16 protein-coding genes and 1 pseudogene are annotated in these 15,665 nt (G+C 67.5%); 9 read left to right on the top strand and 8 right to left on the bottom strand.

The window, feature by feature from the left end; all coding sequences use genetic code 11:
• Positions 1 to 8: 8 nt before the first annotated feature.
• Complete coding sequence (locus tag T428_RS0110010) at positions 9 to 1,496, bottom strand: glutamate-cysteine ligase family protein (protein WP_025736375.1); 1,488 nt, start codon at positions 1,494 to 1,496, stop codon at positions 9 to 11.
• Positions 1,497 to 1,631: 135 nt separating this feature from the next.
• On the opposite strand from T428_RS0110010, the gene glpK reads away from it, so the two are divergent.
• A complete protein-coding gene (glpK, locus tag T428_RS0110005; RefSeq protein WP_051465185.1) occupies positions 1,632 to 3,188 on the top strand; it encodes a glycerol kinase GlpK in 1,557 nt (518 codons plus the stop codon).
• A gap of 48 nt (positions 3,189 to 3,236) precedes the next feature.
• Here the strand turns inward: glpK and T428_RS0110000 are convergent, their stop codons facing one another.
• The gene (locus T428_RS0110000) at positions 3,237 to 3,977 is read right to left on the bottom strand and encodes a PadR family transcriptional regulator (RefSeq protein ID WP_025736373.1); all 741 of its coding nucleotides are present in this window, start codon (positions 3,975 to 3,977) and stop codon (positions 3,237 to 3,239) included.
• Positions 3,978 to 4,163: 186 nt separating this feature from the next.
• Here T428_RS0110000 and T428_RS0109995 point away from each other — a divergent pair, with 186 nt between their 5' ends.
• A complete protein-coding gene (locus T428_RS0109995) occupies positions 4,164 to 4,550 on the top strand; it encodes a hypothetical protein (protein ID WP_025736372.1) in 387 nt (128 codons plus the stop codon).
• Here T428_RS0109995 and T428_RS0109990 read toward each other — a convergent pair whose 3' ends face one another.
• Entirely contained in the window at positions 4,551 to 5,381 is an 831-nt protein-coding gene (locus T428_RS0109990; RefSeq protein WP_425412018.1) for an RDD family protein, read from the bottom strand. It abuts the gene before it with no gap.
• Positions 5,382 to 5,519: 138 nt separating this feature from the next.
• Between T428_RS0109990 and T428_RS0109985 the strand changes: the two genes are divergently transcribed.
• The gene (locus tag T428_RS0109985; protein ID WP_025736370.1) at positions 5,520 to 6,512 is read left to right on the top strand and encodes a stage II sporulation protein M; all 993 of its coding nucleotides are present in this window, start codon (positions 5,520 to 5,522) and stop codon (positions 6,510 to 6,512) included.
• A 7-nt stretch (positions 6,513 to 6,519) separates the two neighbouring features.
• Here the strand turns inward: T428_RS0109985 and T428_RS0109980 are convergent, their stop codons facing one another.
• Genes T428_RS0109980 through T428_RS0109960 form a run of 5 tightly spaced genes read right to left on the bottom strand, consistent with a single transcriptional unit; the run spans position 6,520 to position 12,081 of the window.
• Positions 6,520 to 7,854, bottom strand: a complete 1,335-nt coding sequence (locus T428_RS0109980; RefSeq protein WP_025736369.1) for a DUF58 domain-containing protein — start codon at positions 7,852 to 7,854, stop codon at positions 6,520 to 6,522.
• Positions 7,854 to 8,831, bottom strand: a complete 978-nt coding sequence (locus T428_RS0109975) for an AAA family ATPase (RefSeq protein WP_025736368.1) — start codon at positions 8,829 to 8,831, stop codon at positions 7,854 to 7,856. Before T428_RS0109975 ends, T428_RS0109980 begins: the two co-directional genes overlap by 1 nt.
• Complete coding sequence (locus T428_RS0109970; RefSeq protein ID WP_025736367.1) at positions 8,828 to 9,967, bottom strand: DUF4350 domain-containing protein; 1,140 nt, start codon at positions 9,965 to 9,967, stop codon at positions 8,828 to 8,830. The genes T428_RS0109975 and T428_RS0109970 overlap by 4 nt, the downstream gene beginning before the upstream one ends.
• The gene (locus tag T428_RS0109965; protein ID WP_025736366.1) at positions 9,967 to 10,620 is read right to left on the bottom strand and encodes a DUF4129 domain-containing protein; all 654 of its coding nucleotides are present in this window, start codon (positions 10,618 to 10,620) and stop codon (positions 9,967 to 9,969) included. The genes T428_RS0109970 and T428_RS0109965 overlap by 1 nt, the downstream gene beginning before the upstream one ends.
• Before the next feature lie 12 nt (positions 10,621 to 10,632).
• On the bottom strand, positions 10,633 to 12,081 hold the full coding sequence (locus tag T428_RS0109960) for a DUF7847 domain-containing protein (protein WP_084298685.1): 1,449 nt from the start codon (positions 12,079 to 12,081) through the stop codon (positions 10,633 to 10,635).
• Positions 12,082 to 12,146: 65 nt separating this feature from the next.
• On the opposite strand from T428_RS0109960, the gene T428_RS0109955 reads away from it, so the two are divergent.
• The 6 genes and pseudogenes from T428_RS0109955 (at position 12,147) to T428_RS0109930 (ending at position 15,665) form a co-directional block, all read left to right on the top strand.
• The gene (locus T428_RS0109955; protein ID WP_025736364.1) at positions 12,147 to 12,611 is read left to right on the top strand and encodes a GatB/YqeY domain-containing protein; all 465 of its coding nucleotides are present in this window, start codon (positions 12,147 to 12,149) and stop codon (positions 12,609 to 12,611) included.
• A 41-nt stretch (positions 12,612 to 12,652) separates the two neighbouring features.
• Positions 12,653 to 13,639 (top strand): annotated as a pseudogene (locus T428_RS26965) (LLM class F420-dependent oxidoreductase).
• 62 nt (positions 13,640 to 13,701) lie between these two features.
• Entirely contained in the window at positions 13,702 to 14,097 is a 396-nt protein-coding gene (locus tag T428_RS0109945; RefSeq protein ID WP_025736363.1) for a hypothetical protein, read from the top strand.
• Between the two features lie 17 nt (positions 14,098 to 14,114).
• A complete protein-coding gene (locus T428_RS0109940) occupies positions 14,115 to 14,669 on the top strand; it encodes a type 1 glutamine amidotransferase domain-containing protein (protein ID WP_025736362.1) in 555 nt (184 codons plus the stop codon).
• A 97-nt stretch (positions 14,670 to 14,766) separates the two neighbouring features.
• Positions 14,767 to 15,459: a HemK2/MTQ2 family protein methyltransferase gene (locus T428_RS0109935; protein ID WP_025736361.1), complete on the top strand. Its 693-nt coding sequence runs from the start codon at positions 14,767 to 14,769 to the stop codon at positions 15,457 to 15,459.
• Positions 15,456 to 15,665 (top strand): CDGSH iron-sulfur domain-containing protein, encoded by a 210-nt coding sequence (locus T428_RS0109930; protein WP_025736360.1) that lies wholly within the window; start codon positions 15,456 to 15,458, stop codon positions 15,663 to 15,665. The genes T428_RS0109935 and T428_RS0109930 overlap by 4 nt, the downstream gene beginning before the upstream one ends.

The following is a 15,665-nucleotide window of genomic DNA, read 5'->3' as shown; positions in this document are numbered from 1 at the left end:
ACCCGCGGCTAGCAGGGCCAGGTGTGGATCGGCTCGTTGGTGTGCATGTGGTCGCAATACCGGCGCAGCATCTCCGCGAGCGCCGCGCGGCGCGTCATGCCGGAGTCCTGCAGCGCGCGCACCGTTGCCACCTGCCAGCTGGCGCCGTTGCGGTCGGCCTTGGCCCGGTCTTCGATGACACCGAGGAAACGATCGCGCACCTCGGCGTCCACCCCCCAGCGGCGCAGCCCTTCGTCGGCGATCGGCAACAGCGTGTCGAGCACCAGCTTGGCCGCGCTCACCTCACCCAGATCGGGCCAATGCAGCACGGTGTGCACGCCATGGCGGGCGGCTGCGAGGAAATTTTGGTGCGCCGCAGCGAAATTCATCTTCGTCCACAGCGGGTTTTCCTCCTCGGACAGCGTGCGCAGGGTGCCGTAGTAGAACGCGGAATTGGCCAGCATGTCGATGACGGTGGGCTCGGCCGGCAACACCCGGTTCTCCAGCCGCAGGTGCGGGCGCCCGACCCCGTCCACTTCCAGGACGTCGTACACCGGCCGGTTCCAGCGGTACACGGTGCCGTTGTGCAGCCGCAGTTCGGAGAGCTGTGGAATGCGGCCGGCGGCGAGTTCGGCGGCCGGATCCTCGTCGGACAACTCGGGTAGCAGCGACGGAAAGTAGCGGATGTTCTCCTTGAACAAATCGAGGATCGAGTCGATCCAGCGTTCGCCGAACCACACCCGGGGCCGCACCCCTTGGGTTTTGAGTTCCTCGGGCCGGGTGTCGGTGGACTGCGAGAACACCTCGATACGGGTCTCCGACCACAGTTGATGGCCGAAGAAGTACGGCGAGTTGGCTCCCAGCGTCAGCTGCGGTCCGGCCATCACCTGCGCCGCGTTCCAGTTGGGGGCGAAGTCGGCCGGGGCCACTTGCAAGTGCAATTGCATGCTGGTGCAAGCGGATTCGGGAGCGATGGTCACGGCCTCCCAGCTCAGCCGCTCCGGGTCGGAGATGTGGATCGGGATGTCCTCGCCGCGGGCGTTGAAGATCGAATCGTTGAGCGCGGTGTACCGGGTCGACTCGCTCATCCAGCCGTCACACGACAGATGCTCGGGCATCAGCGTGGGCAGGATGCCTTCCATCACGATGCGGGTGCCTTCCGAGCGGGCCCTGGTCTGGGCCTCGTTGAGGCTGGCCCGCACCTCCGCCTCCAGGTCCAGGCCGGTATGGCCGGGCAGCGGCCTGGGAGGGACGTTGAATTCGATGTTGTAGGCGCCTAATTCCTTCTGGTAGGCCGGATCTGCGATCGCATCGAGCACCGGCCGGTTCGACATGGCGGGCTGATAGTCGGCATCGACGAGATTACATTCGATCTCCATGCCGGTCAGCGGCCGGTCGGAGTCGAAGCGCGACTGGGCGAGCATCGTCTCGAAGACGTCCAGACACAGCTGCACCTTGCGCCGGTACTCCCGCCGATGTGCGCGGTCATACGCGGTGCGCTTGACCTCTTCGCCCACATCGCCGATGGAACAGGTTTACCGGCGGTAACGCAAGAGCGGTGCGACGGGTCGCGTCGAGCGCATCGGTGCCCGGCCGTCGCTAATCGGGTCGTTTAGCTGCGGATCTGGTGCGGCGGTGCACCATCATGGACGATGGCAGGAACGTGTCGCAGTTCACGACGAAGGAGACAGGTGGCCGAGTTCGTCGCAGCTATCGATCAAGGCACTACCAGCACCCGCTGCATGATTTTCGATCACGACGGCGCCGAGGTCGCCCGTCACCAGCTCGAGCACGAGCAGATCCTGCCCCAGGCCGGCTGGGTCGAGCACAACCCGATCGAGATCTGGGAACGAACCTCGTCGGTGTTGATGTCGGTGCTGAACACCGTGAAGTTTTCGACGAAAGACATTGCTGCGCTTGGTATTACGAACCAGCGCGAGACGACGCTGGTGTGGAACCGCAAGACGGGCCGGCCGTACTACAACGCGATCGTGTGGCAGGACACCCGCACCGACCGGATCGCGTCGGCGCTGGACCGTGACGGGCATGGCGAGGTGATCCGGCGCAAGGCGGGCCTGCCGCCGGCGACCTATTTCTCCGGCGGGAAGCTGCAATGGATCCTGGAGAACGTCGACGGGGTGCGCGCGGCGGCCGAAAGCGGCGACGCGCTGTTCGGCACCCCGGACAGCTGGGTGTTGTGGAACCTGACCGGCGGTCCGCGGGGCGGGGTGCATGTCACCGACGTGACCAATGCCAGCCGGACCATGCTGATGAACCTGGAGACGCTGGACTGGGACGACGAGCTGTTGTCCTTCTTTTCGATTCCACGCGCGATGCTGCCGGCGATCGCGTCGTCGTCGCCGACGCAGCCCTACGGCGTCACCTCGACCGACGGGCCGTTCGGCGCCGAGGTGCCGATCGCCGGAGTCCTGGGTGACCAGCACGCCGCGATGGTCGGCCAGGTCTGCCTCGATGCGGGGGAGGCGAAAAATACCTACGGCACCGGCAATTTCCTGCTGCTCAACACCGGCGAGAACATGGTGCGGTCCGACAACGGACTGCTCACGACGGTGTGTTACCAGTTCGGGGACGCCAAACCCGTCTACGCGCTGGAGGGTTCGATCGCGGTCACCGGCTCGGCGGTGCAGTGGTTGCGTGATCAGCTGGGCATCATCAGCGGTGCCGCGCAAAGCGAATGGCTGGCCCGCGAGGTTCCTGACAACGGCGGGGTGTATTTCGTCCCCGCGTTTTCCGGGCTGTTCGCCCCGTACTGGCGTTCGGACGCGCTCGGCGCGATCATCGGGCTGTCGCGGTACAACACCAACGCGCATCTGGCCCGCGCCACGCTGGAGGCGATCTGCTATCAGAGCCGCGACGTGGTGGACGCGATGGAAGCGGATTCCGGTGTGCGTTTTGAGGTTTTGAAGGTCGACGGCGGCATCACGCAAAACGAGTTGTGCATGCAGATCCAGGCCGACGTGCTCGGTGTCGACGTGGTGCGGCCGGTGGTCGCCGAGACCACCGCGCTGGGCGCGGCCTACGCGGCCGGGTTGGCGGTCGGGTTCTGGGCCGATCCGTCCGACCTGCGGGCCAACTGGCAGGAAGACAAGCGGTGGACACCGAACTGGGACGACGATACCCGTGCGCAGGGATATGCGGGGTGGCACAAGGCGGTCCAGCGCACGCTGAATTGGGTCGACGTCACGTAGCGAAATGCCCGCCGGCGCCGGGCCGACGGGCACTTCTTGGCTAGCGGGTCAGTCCTCGCCTAGGATGCCGTAGACTTCGCGGCGCGCATTGTTGAGAATCTCGACGATGCGCTGCTGTTGCTCGACGGTGGCGGTGTGCGCGGATTGCGCGACAGCACCGCACAGCTGACCGATGGCCGACCGCAGGTTCATCTGACCGGGGTCCGCGCCCTCGGCGATCTCGTCCCACGGTGGCGTCTCGACCTTCTCGGCCGCCGCGCGCCCCTCTTCGGTCAGCTCGAAAAGCTTTTTGCTGCCGTCGGTTTCGCTCGCGGTGATCAGGCCCTCGTCGGCGAGTAGCTGCAGCGTCGGGTACACCGAGCCGGGGCTGGGCTTCCAAATTCCATTGCTGCGCTCGGCGATCTGCTGGATCATCTCGTAGCCGTGCATCGGCCGCTCGGCCAGCAGTGCCAGAATGGCCGCCCGCACGTCACCGCGCTTGCCGCGGTTGTGGCCGCCGCGACGCCATCCGCCGCGTCGCCCGCTCGGGCCGAAGCCGAACCCGGGGCCGAAACCCGGCCCGAAGCCGGGGCCGAACCCCGGCCCGAAGCCGGGGCCGAAGCCCGGTCCGAAGCCCTGGTCGCCCGCCTGCTCGCGGAGGTGTTCGAAAAATTCGCGGCGGGCCTGCCGCCGCGCGCCATGCAGTGCACGCCGGTGCTCGCGTCCGTGTCCGTGGCCGGGACCGAAGCCGAATCCGATGCCGGGATGACCGGCGAATGGTCCCTCGGGGGGAGTGAATGGGTTGCGCATTGTTGTCGTCCTCAATGTTCTCGGGGTAGCGTACCCTCCGTGCGCTTCGGAGTATCACGATATATCGGAAACGATCGCGATGCAACGATGAATATCGCCGGGTTCGGTTCCAGGGGCCTGACCTCTACACACGGCTCCCGCCGCGGTTTCGTTTGTCCCGGGTGGGCGACGGGTACGACCTTCGTGATGAACGCAAGGGACTCCAACGTGACGTTCGACCGCGACACCCACCGCACCGAGCCGGGCCGGCACGGCAGCGGCCCGAACCACGTGTGGGCGTGGGTGAACTGGGGTTTGGCGCTGTCGACGGTGCCTGCCGCCACGATCGTGATGCTCTTCGCGCTCGGCGCCGTGATGAGCACCGACGGTTGTACCGAGCACAGCTGTCCTAACCTGGACGACGGCGGCATCGACTTCGGCGTCGCCTTCTACGGAGCGCCGCTGGTGGCCTTCGTCGTCATCCTGATCACGTTTTTCACGGCCAAGCGCCGCGCCGGTGTCGCCGTGCCACTACTTGGCTGGGCGTTGTTGGTCGCCGACGTCGCGCTGATGGCCGCCACGGTCGCGAGCTGACTACCCCGGCGGCGAGAAGCCGCCCGTTTGCCGTCCCGGCGCCGGTTGCGGCATGGCCACCGGCGATGCGGCGGGGCCGGATGGGTGAAACGGCGGTCCGGGCGGCCAGGGTCCGGCGGCCCAGGGCCTGGGCGGTGGCCCGGGTGGCATCGCGGGCCGCAGTCGCGCCAGCTCGCGGCGGTGGCGCTCGGCCAGGACGGCGGCAAGCACCAGCTCGGGTGGGGCGCCGGGCGGAGGCGGCGGAGCGATCCGCGACACCACATCATCGGCGATTCGGTATGCCATCTGCATGCGCAACTGTGGATCGAGTTGGTATGCGCGGGAAAGGAATTGGCGTGCGACCTCGGCCTGGCCGGCGTCGAGGTTCGACAATTGCAGCGAGGCCGCCCACCACGCCAGCGCCGGCGGCATCGCGGGCGGCGGCCCCAAACGCGGTCCGCGTTCACTGACGACGACGGTACCCGCGAAGATGTCGCCGACCCGCTTGGCCTTTGACGAGAAAATGCTGCAGATCACGGCCGGGCTCCCGGCGAGCATCCAAATCTCCACCACCGACGCCAGCGCGCGAAAAAGGGCCTGCCGGAATCGTTCTGGCCCGCCGTCGTCGGACACCACCCGCAGGCCCATGATGATCTTGCCGACTGACCGTCCGCGGGTTGCCGTTTCGAATGCCATCGGATAGCCGACCATCACCAGGACCGTGAAGATAATCAGGATCGCCCCGCTCAGCGCACCGTCGAACTGCGTCAGTGTCGCCGCCCACAGCATCAGCCCGACGACGTACAAGAGAAAGATCACCGTGATGTCGATCAGCGCGCTCAGGGCTCGCACCGGCAGCTGGGCGATCTGCACGTCCAGCACCACGGCGTCTCCGGTCACCACCTCCGACATAACACCGAACGGTACAGATTCGCTGGGCGTGTGACCGGCCGTAGCCGGCGACCCCGAAACAGCGATTAGGCTGCGCAGGTGGACGTCGACGCATTCGTGCTGACCCATCGCCCGACCTGGGACCGGCTTGACCAGCTGATCAAGAAGCGCCGGTCGCTGACGGGCGCGGAAGTCGACGAACTCGTCGAGCTGTACCAGCGGGTCTCCACCCATCTGTCGATGCTGCGGTCGGCGTCATCGGATTCGCTGATGATCGGTCGGCTGTCGAGTTTGATCGCCCGCGCCCGTTCCGCGGTCACCGGTGCACATGCGCCGTTGACCAGCACGTTCACTCGGTTCTGGACGGTGTCCTTCCCGGTGACGGCCTACCGTGCCGGGCGGTGGTGGTTGGGCACCGCGGCGGCCTTCCTGGGTGTCGCGGTGATCATCGCGGTCTGGGTGGCCAACAACCCCGAGGTGCAGGCCGCGATCGGAACCCCCAGCGACATCGACCAATTGGTCAACCACGACATCGCGTCCTATTACAGCGAACATCCGGCCCTGGCGTTCGCGCTGCATGTCTGGGTGAACAACTCCTGGGTCTCGGCCCAGTGTATCGCGTTCTCGGTGTTGCTGGGGTTGCCGATTCCGTACGTGTTGTTCCAAAACGCCGCCAACGTGGGTTTGATCGCGGGGCTGATGTTCCAGGCCGGCAAGGGCGGCATCCTGCTGGGTTTGCTGCTTCCCCACGGGCTGCTGGAGCTGACCGCGGTCTTCCTGTCCGGGGCGGCGGGGATGCGGCTGGGGTGGTCGGTGATATCGCGCGGCGACCGCCCGCGCGGACAGGTGCTCGCCGAACAGGGCCGGGCCGTGGTCTCGGTGGCGGTGGGGCTGGTGGGTGTGCTGCTGGTGTCGGGGGTGATCGAAGCGATGGTGACACCGTCGTCGCTGCCGACGTTTGTCCGCGTCGCTATCGGGATCCTCGCCGAGGCGGCCTTGCTGACGTATGTGATCTACTTCGGGCGTCGGGCCGCAAAAGCCGGGGAGACCGGCGATATCGACGACGCGCCGGACGTCGTTCCCACTCGTTGACCGGGACCTACAGCCGCCCGGTCGCTTTCATCGCCAGATACCGGTCGGCCAGCGCGGGCGCCAGGTCGTCGGGTGCGGCGTCGACGACTTCTACCCCGCTTTGACGCAGTCGCGTCGCGATCGCGCGGCGGTCGTTGCGGGACCGCTCGGCCGCCGCGGCGTCGTACACCGCCGCCGCATCCGCACGCCCGGCGGCCATTTGGTCGACGCGCGGGTCGGCGACCGCCGCGACCAACAAATGGTGCTTGGACGACAGCTGCGGTAGCACCGGCAGCAGACCCTCGTCGAGGGCGGTGGCGTTGAGGTCGGTCAGCAGCACCACCAGGGATCGCCGGCGGGTTCGCCGGACGATCGCGGCAACCATTGCGCGCCAATCGGATTCGACAAGTGTCGGTTGCAGCGGGGCCATCGTGTCCACCAACTGGGCGAGTAGCTCGGTACGCGACGCACCGAACACGCCGGCCCGGCTCACCCGGTCGTGGGCGAGGAAGTCGACGTGGTCGCCGGCCCGCGACGCGAGCGCGGCCAGCAGCAGTGCGGCATCCATCGACCAGTCCAGCCGCGGCCACCCCGCCGGGTCGGCTCCCGGACCTGAAGAGGTCGGGTCGACGCCGACGCGGCCCGCTGCCATGCGGCCGGTGTCGAGCACGATCACCACCCGCCGATCGCGCTCGGGCCGCCAGGTGCGGACCATGACGTCGGCACGCCGCGCCGACGCGCGCCAGTCGATCGAACGCACGTCGTCACCCACGACATACTCACGCAGCGAGTCGAATTCCGTTCCCTGGCCGCGTATCAGCGTCGGCAGCAGCCCGTCGATCTTGCGCAACTTGGCCAGCCGTGACGGCAGATGCTTGCGCGACAGGAACGGGGGCAGCACCCGGACCTGGCCGGGCACCGGCTGCGAACTCTGCCGCCCCGCCAACCCCAGCGGCCCGATCGACCGCGCGGTGACCATGGCCGCACGCTGGTCGCCGCGGCGGACCGGTCGCAGGTGAGTCACGACATGCTGCTGTTGCCCAGCGTCGATCTTGACGGCGTGCGTGCGCGGTTCGGCGCGTGCGCTCGGCGGCCACGCATCGCGGATCTGGCCGCGGAAGCGGCGGGAGCCGTCGTTGTGGATCGCCAGGTGCATGTCCACCGGTTGGCCGACCCGCACCGAGCTGTCCGGTGAACGGACGTAACGCAATCTGCGGGTGCTGGCCGCCAGCCCGATATCGACGACCACCGCTAACGCCAGCGCCGTCAGCAGCGCCTCGAAAACCCTTGCCGGCCAACGAGAAAGTGCTATCGGAATAATGCCGATCAGCGCTACCAGGCCGGTGCGCCCGGTCAGGATCACTAGCGCGGCACCGGAACCGACGCCAGGATGCCGTCGAGCACTCCGTCGGGCGTCGCGCCCTCGAGTTCGGCCTCCGGACGGAGCATCACCCGGTGCCGCAGCGTCGGGCGGGCCATCGCCTTCACGTCGTCGGGAGTGACGTAGTTGCGACCGGACAGCCACGCCCACGAGCGCGCGGTGCCCAGCAGGGCCGTCGCGCCACGCGGTGACACGCCCAGTTGCAAGGCGGGGGAGGAGCGGGTGGCGCCCACGATGTCGACGATGTAGCCCAGTACCTCGTCGCCGATCAGAACCTGTTGCCCCGCTTGGCGACCGGCCGCCAGCTCGGCGGGTCCGGCCACCGGTTTGATCTCCGAGAGATCGCGGGGGTCGAAGCCGTGCGCGTGTCGCCCGAGGATGGCGATCTCGGCATCGCGGGGCGGCAGCGTCACATTCAGTTTGAGCAGGAAGCGGTCGAGCTGCGCCTCGGGAAGCTGGTAGGTGCCCTCGTATTCGATCGGGTTCTGGGTGGCCGCGACGATGAAAGGTTCCGGCAGTGGCCGGGTTTCACCATCCACGCTGACCTGCCGCTCCTCCATCGCTTCGAGCAGCGCGGCCTGCGTCTTGGGTGGGGTGCGGTTGATCTCGTCTGCCAGTAGCAGATTGGTGAATACCGGACCGGGCCGAAACGCGAACGCGGCGGTGCGCGCGTCGTACACCAGTGATCCGGTGACGTCGCCGGGCATCAGGTCCGGCGTGACCTGCACCCGCTTGAATTCCAGTTGCAAAGCCGCCGCCAATGCCCGAACGAGCAGCGTCTTCGCCACTCCCGGAACACCTTCCAGTAGCACGTGCCCGCGACACAACAGCGCGATCACCAGGCCGCTGATCACCCCCTCCTGTCCGACGACGGCTTTGGCGAGTTCGCCGCGCAACGCCAGCAGTGCATCTCGCGCGGAGTCGGCTTGCGCGGACTGTGTGGTGGGAGACTGTGTCACGAGTTGGTGACCTGCCTTTCGATTTCGTCGAGCGCACGAGCGAGTTGGAGCAAGTCGTTGTCGGTTCCCGGTGGTGGGCCGAACAGCTGGTAGAAAACGAATCCCGCGTCGACCCCGGCGCGGTGGGTCACGGACATCACAACCGCTTGCGGTTGCGCGCCGGTGCCCAAGCCGAGCCGGGGCAGCAGCCGCTGCAGTGTCGCGGTGCGCAGCGCGGCCGCGGCACGATCGCGTGCCCGGCGGGATCGGTACAGCCGGCCGCGGCCCTCGACGGTCTCCGAGGCGCGCACCACCACGGGCAAGTCCTCGGCCACCAGCGGACCGGGCCGGCGAGCCTTCCACAGGGCAACCAGCAGCACCACGACGCACAGTTGCCAGACGATCCAGTTCACGTTGTCGGGAATCAGATCGAGAATCGATGTCGCGGAGGTGTTTTCACCCTCGACGTGATGTGGGGCGTACCAGATCAGGCGGGGCCGGGCGCCCGCGAGATTCATCGCGAGCGCGGCATTGCCCGCCTGAGCCAGGGCGCCGTTGGTCATGAAGTCGCTGCTGCCGACGGCGGTGATAGTGCGACCGTGGTCGCGGAATCGGATCAGCACCCCGTCGTAGCAGCGGGTGATCGCTCGGCTGTCTTTGACGTCGAAGGTGTCGCTCGGCCCGAATCGAATCGATCCGGCCCGAGTGGCTTCGCGCAGCGTGCAATTCGGTTCGCTGTCGAACGGGCTGGCGCCGGCGATGCGCACGCCGGGCAGCAGTGCCTCGCGGGTGCGCGCGGTCGGTTCGATCAGCAGGAAATCGCCGGGCACCTGGTCCAAGCGCTCCAACATGTCCTCGGACAGATACTGGCTTTGCGCTACCATGATCAGCGCGTCGGGGCGAGCCGACTGTTCGACGTCGGCGAGGCTGTCGGCCACGACAACGTCGACCCCGCCGTCGCGCAGCAGGGTCACCAGCGCGTGAGCGCCGTCGGTTCCGGTGGACTCGGCGTCCATGCGAGCGCCCGGCCGCGGCGCGGTCAGGTAGGCGCCGCCCCAGGCGACGAGCGCGAGCGCGACCTGAGTGAGCACTATCGCGCGCCACGATCGCCATCGCCCGGTAGGCGCGACGGCGGGCTGGGATGCGGTGGCGGCCATCACCGCACCTGCGCCCAGGATTCGACCGGCGTGTAGTGCCCGGGCGCGGAGGCCCCCGCCGGTGCCCGCATCCGCAGATGATCGTCCAGGTCGGCGATCATCTGATAGGCGGATTGGGTCCCGGGTACCTCGCCATAGGTGACATCGTTGAAAGCCGTTACCGCCTGGGATAATTCGTCGCTCAGATGGGGCAACGCCGCGCCGGCGTCTCGGGCCAGCTCGTTGGCGGTGCGGCCGGGTGACGGGTTCAACACACCGGTCTCTTCGAGCTGGCGGGCGATAGCGCGCAATCGGTGCCGAATCGCCGCGGTCCAATTCCCTTCAGCCGCATAGCGTTGGGCGGTCTCACGGTGTTGAGCCGCGGTGAGCTGGGCGGCTTCGAACAATTGATAGTCGCCGCCGCGCCTGCTGCGCATGGTTCGCCGCGCGATGTGGATGGCGACGATGACGACGACGACCAGCAGGGTGAGCAGCACCGCCGTGGTCAACCAGCCACCCGGTAGCGACGCGGTCTTCTGCAGCAGCCGGTACAGCAGCTCGTTGACCCAATCGAGCAGCTGTTGTGTGGCGGAGGCCTTGGTATAGATCGGCTTGCTGAGCTCGTCGGTTGCGGCCTGATGTGCGGCATCGCGGTCGATGTCGATGGAAGGCACCGTCGTCCCCGCTCAGCTCGCCAATGGCCGGGTCAGCCAAAGGTTGTCGGTCGAGGCGCCCGCGTAGGGTCCGCTCGCCGCACCGGACTGCAGCACCAGGTCGAATGCCTCGGCACGGATTCGGCGGTCGGTGTAGAGCAGCACGATGACGCCCGCGTTGAACGGTGCCGTGACGATCTGGCCGATCGCGGATCCGACGGACGTGATCACCGTGCCCGGCAGCAACATTCCGGTGGACGGCATTCCGGCCAGCATCAACTGGCCGACGATGCTGAACGGTGCGCTGATCGCACCGGAGACCACACCCGCGACGATAAATGTCAGCACCCGGATGCCCAGCACCCGCCAGAAGCCATTGCGAAGCAGCGCAAAGGATCTGGTGATCGCGTCGAAGACCGGCAGTCGCTCCAGCACGATCAGCACGGGCGCGAACAGCACGACCATGTACAGGTAGACCAGCAGCGCGATCAAGGCAAAGAAGACCGGGACACCGATCAGCACCGCCGCGGCGCCGTTGCCGATGGCGGCGATCAGCGCGACGACCACCGCGGCCAGCCCGAACAACACGGCCACGACGGCGGCTTCCAGCAGTGCCAGCCCCAGCAACGGCAGCAGTCGCCCGCGGATCTTAGCCCAGGTTTCGCCGATCGTGATCGGCGATCCGAACACCGCCCGTCCGACGATCACGGTGAGCATTCCGGACAGCAGCATGCTGCCCAGCCAGGTGACCAGCGCGCCGACACCCACCGATCCGAACCACGCGCCGACCACTCCCCAGTTCATGACTTCGGCGGAGCGATCGCTGGTGAGCCCGCCGAGCGCGGCGATCGGCCCGACGGTGGCGATCAACGAAATGATCTGCATGACCACGACGACTGTCGCGGTCACCCCCAGGGTGGCCTTCGGGTTGGTGCGGATATAGCCGACCGCGCCGTTGAAGATGTCGCTGAGGCTCAACGGCCGCAGCGGAATGATTCCGGGTTTGCTCGCGCCCGGGGCCAGCTGGGGCGCGCCGTAGCGCGGGCCGGCCGCCGGGCCGTAGCCGGGTGGCACCCCGAAAGCAGGTGGCGGTCCATACCCGGGTGGGGGGCCGTAACCCGGTGGCGGGCCGTAACCGGGAGTTGGGCCGTAGGCAGGTGGGGCCCCGTGGCCGGGTGGTGGCGCGTAGCCGGGTGGGGGCGCGTAGCCGGGTGGGGGCGCGTAGCCGGGTGGGGGCGCGTAGCCAGGCGGGGGCCCGTAACCCGGTGGCGGGCCATAGCCGGGTGGCGGGCCATAGGCGGGCGGCGGGCCATAGGCGGGCGGCGGGCCGTAGTCCGGCCGAAAGGCGTCGGGCCGGGGCCCGCCCTGTGGCGGGCCAACCGGATAGCCAGGCCGTTGCGCGCTCACCGGGTCCAGCAGCCGTCGTCGTGCGTCATGGGCTCCATCCTGTCGACGGTCGGGGCTTTTCTCAATCTTGCCCAGGTTCGGGTCGCGTCCCCGCTGGCCTGCACCGTCGCCGCGCCGTCCGGGGCGTAGCGTCTCTGAGCATGGCGGAACTCAAAGCCCGGCTGCGGGCGGACCTCACCGGGGCGATGAAGACCCAGGATAAGTTGCGGACCGCGACCCTGCGCATGTTGCTGGCCGCTATACAAACCGAGGAAGTCTCCGGCAAGGAAGCCAGGGAACTCTCCGATGACGAAATCCTCAAGGTATTTGCCAGGGAATCGCGCAAGCGCAGTGAGGCCGCGGAGATCTACACCCAAAACGGCCGCGGTGAGCTTGCCGCCAACGAGCACGCCGAGGCGCGGATCATCGACGAGTATCTGCCCACCCCGCTCACCGAGGCCGAGTTAGCCGACGTGGTCGACACCGCCATCGCCCAGGTTGCCGAGGCGATCGGCGAGCGCCCAGGCATGAAACAGATGGGGCAGGTCATGAAGGCGGCGACGGCGATCGCGGCCGGAAAGGCCGACGGCTCCCGACTGGCGGCGGCGGTCAAAGACCGGCTTTAGCCGTTCGTTTGCGTCCCCGGGCCGGGGGTACCCGGTCGGGCATGACCAAGTTCGGCTACACCTTGATGACCGAGCAGAACGGGCCCAAAGCGCTTGTCCAGTATGCTGTTTCGGCTGAACAGTGCGGGTTCGACTTCGAGGTCTGCAGCGACCACTTCAACCCGTGGCTGGCGTCGCAAGGGCACGCGCCCAACGCCTGGGCGGTGCTGGGTGCGGTGGCACACGCGACCGAGCGGGTGGACCTCTATACCTATGTGACCTGCCCGACGATGCGGTATCACCCGGCGACCGTCGCCTAGCAGGCCGCGACCGTGCAGATTCTCGCCGACGGGCGGTTCACCCTCGGCCTAGACAGCGGAGAAAACCTCAACGAGCACGTCGTCGGCAAGGGCTGGCCCACCGTCGAACGGCGCCAGGACATGCTGCGAGAAGCCATCAAGATCATCCGCGAGTTGTTCGGCGGCCGGCTGGTGAACTGGCGTGGCGACTACTTCGAGGTGGATTCCGCGCGACTGTGGGACGTTCCCGACGCACCGGTCGGCCTGGGTATGGCGATGAGCGGCCCCAAGAGTGTCGAGAAATTCGCCAAACTCGCCGATCACCTGATCGCGGTGCAGCCCGACAAGGACCTGGTGGACTCCTGGCACGCCGCCCGGCAGGCCGCCAACGGAGCCGAAGGCGGGCGGGTGGTCGGACAGATACCGGTGTGCTGGGATCCCGACCGGGACGCCGCGATCGAACGCGCGCACGACCAGTTCCGCTGGTTCGGCGGTGGCTGGGCGGTCAACGCCGACCTGCCGACGCCGGCCGGCTTCGCCGGCGCCACCCAATTCGTGCGCCCCGAAGACGTCGCCGGGAGCATTCCCTGCGGGCCGGACCTGGACGCGATCGTGGACGCCGTGCGGCCCTACTGGGAAGCCGGCTTCACCGATATCGCGCTGATCCAGATCGGCGGGCAGGCACAGGACCTGTTCCTCAAGGAAGCGGCCGAACCATTGCTGACCGCGCTGCGGGCGGCATCGTCTTAGACACGCGTTTGATGCGTTCCGGCAAGGGTAATCGGGCGGACGTCACGCGAGGGAGGGTGCCCATGACCGATTCATCCGGCAAGACAACGACGGCATTGGTGAACGGCCTCGGCGGAGTCAGTGTGGGCCTTGGGTTGAGCGAAATCGTGGCACCCGGAAAGGTCGCCGCCCTCGCGGGGGTGGATGACACCAGGCTGACCCGCCGCGTCATCCGGGCGCTGGGCGTGCGCGAATGCGGCCACGGCGCGGCGCTGTTGGCCGGCCCCGACACCGCGGTGTGGACGCGGGTCGCCGGCGACATCCTCGACCTGGCGCTGTTGGCGGTGGGGGTGGCCCGTCGCGAACGGGGCCGCCGCCGGCGCGGAACCATCGCCGGTGCGGCACTTTCCGGAATTGGAGCGGTGGACCTCTACACGGCGTTACGCACCACCCGCAACGGCGCAACCCACGCCGTCTGATCGTGAAGGAGAACACGATGGCAAACGAACTGCACGGCAAGACAACCGCCATCCTGGCGGCCGACGGTGTGGAAAAGGTAGAACTCGAGCAGCCGCGCGCGGTGCTCACGCAGGCGGGTGCCCGCGTCGAAGTCCTCTCGTTGAAGGCCGGCGAAATCCAGGCGCGCGAACACGACCTAGAACCAGCCGGACGATTCAACGTCGACCGTGCGGTGTCGGACGCCTCGGTGGAGGAGTTCGACGGACTGGTACTGCCGGGTGGCACGGTGAACCTCGACAAACTGCGCAACGACGCGACGGCGGTCTCGTTCGTTCGCGACTTCGTCGGGTCCGGGAAGCCGGTCGCAGCCATCTGCCACGGACCGTGGACGCTGGTCGAGGCCGGGGTCGCGGCCGGGCGGACACTTACTTCCTATCCGAGCATCCGCACCGACCTGCGCAATGCCGGCGCGAACGTCGTCGACGAGGAAGTCGTCGTCGACGGTAACTTGATAACCAGTCGTTCGCCGTCGGACCTGCCGGCGTTCTGCTCGACGATCATCAAGCAATTCGCGCACGCAACAACAAGTTAAGCCTTTGCTGGGTGACGTTGGAGTTTCAACGTAATAGTTTGTGGGCACTATTCACAAACGCCGTGATCGCCACGGCGATCACCCGAAAGGCCCACCTTTGACGAGCACGTATCCCGTTACCGCCGACGTTTTAGCTGAGCCCACCGTGTATCAGCCTCAAGAGGATTCCCGATTGCTGGTTCGCGCAATGCAATACAGCGGACTGATTCCCGGCCGTCGGGTACTGGATCTATTCACCGGAAGCGGGTTTGTGGCGATTGCCGCAGCCGAAATGGGTTGTGCCAGTGTAACGGCATTCGATATTTGCCCGCATGCGGTGAACTCCACCCAGGGCAATGCGATCGTCGCGGCAGTCGACATCGACGTTCGGGAAGGCTCGTGGATCGGCGCCCTGAGCTGCGCGCCGTTCGAGGTGGTGGTGGCCAATCCGCCCTACGTGCCGACGCCGCCGCAGGACGACATCGACATGGTGTCGCCGGGTGTGGGCCCGTCGTGGGCGTGGAATGCTGGCACCGACGGCCGGCGGGTGCTGGACCCGCTGTGCGCATCGGCGGCGAACCTGTTGTGCGACGGCGGGTCCATGCTGCTGGTGCAATCGGCCTTGGCCGGTATCTACCGTTCGCTGGACTACCTGCGATCCACCGGGTTGGACGCCGAAATTGTTGCCTCCGAACGAATCCCGTTCGGTCCGGTGCTTACCCAACGGGCGAGCTGGCTAGAGGAGATCGGCCTGGTGCCGCCCGGCTGCCGGGAAGAGGAGCTGCTGGTGATCCGGGCGGACAAGCGATGACCGGAACCCGGGTGCGCGTGGTACCCAAGGGTCCCGTCCTGGTGCCCGGCCCGGTGCGCATCGAGGTCGACGACGGCCGGGTGGTCGAATCCGACCGGTTCATGGTCGCCATCTGCACCTGCGGCCGGAGCAAAGAGTACCCGCTGTGCGACACCAGTCACCGGCGCTGCCGGCGCGTCGAAAGCGTTGGCCCAGCGCCTAATTGA

The sequence above is a fragment of the Mycobacterium genavense ATCC 51234 genome (genome assembly GCF_000526915.1).
GTDB lineage: Bacteria > Actinomycetota > Actinomycetes > Mycobacteriales > Mycobacteriaceae > Mycobacterium > Mycobacterium genavense.
Note: the sequence above shows the minus strand (reverse complement) of the source record. Positions and strands in the feature narration are given on the sequence as shown.

What these genes read in the sequence shown, in the direction of transcription:
- glpK (WP_051465185.1), top strand. Translation starts at nt 1,632, where the DNA reads ATGGCAGGAACGTGTCGCAGTTCACGACGAAGGAGACAGGTGGCCGAG.
- T428_RS0110000 (WP_025736373.1), bottom strand. Translation starts at nt 3,977, where the DNA reads ATGCGCAACCCATTCACTCCCCCCGAGGGACCATTCGCCGGTCATCCC.
- T428_RS0109995 (WP_025736372.1), top strand. Translation starts at nt 4,164, where the DNA reads ATGAACGCAAGGGACTCCAACGTGACGTTCGACCGCGACACCCACCGC.
- T428_RS0109970 (WP_025736367.1), bottom strand. Translation starts at nt 9,967, where the DNA reads ATGGCCGCCACCGCATCCCAGCCCGCCGTCGCGCCTACCGGGCGATGG.
- T428_RS0109955 (WP_025736364.1), top strand. Translation starts at nt 12,147, where the DNA reads ATGGCGGAACTCAAAGCCCGGCTGCGGGCGGACCTCACCGGGGCGATG.
- T428_RS0109945 (WP_025736363.1), top strand. Translation starts at nt 13,702, where the DNA reads ATGACCGATTCATCCGGCAAGACAACGACGGCATTGGTGAACGGCCTC.
- T428_RS0109940 (WP_025736362.1), top strand. Translation starts at nt 14,115, where the DNA reads ATGGCAAACGAACTGCACGGCAAGACAACCGCCATCCTGGCGGCCGAC.
- T428_RS0109930 (WP_025736360.1), top strand. Translation starts at nt 15,456, where the DNA reads ATGACCGGAACCCGGGTGCGCGTGGTACCCAAGGGTCCCGTCCTGGTG.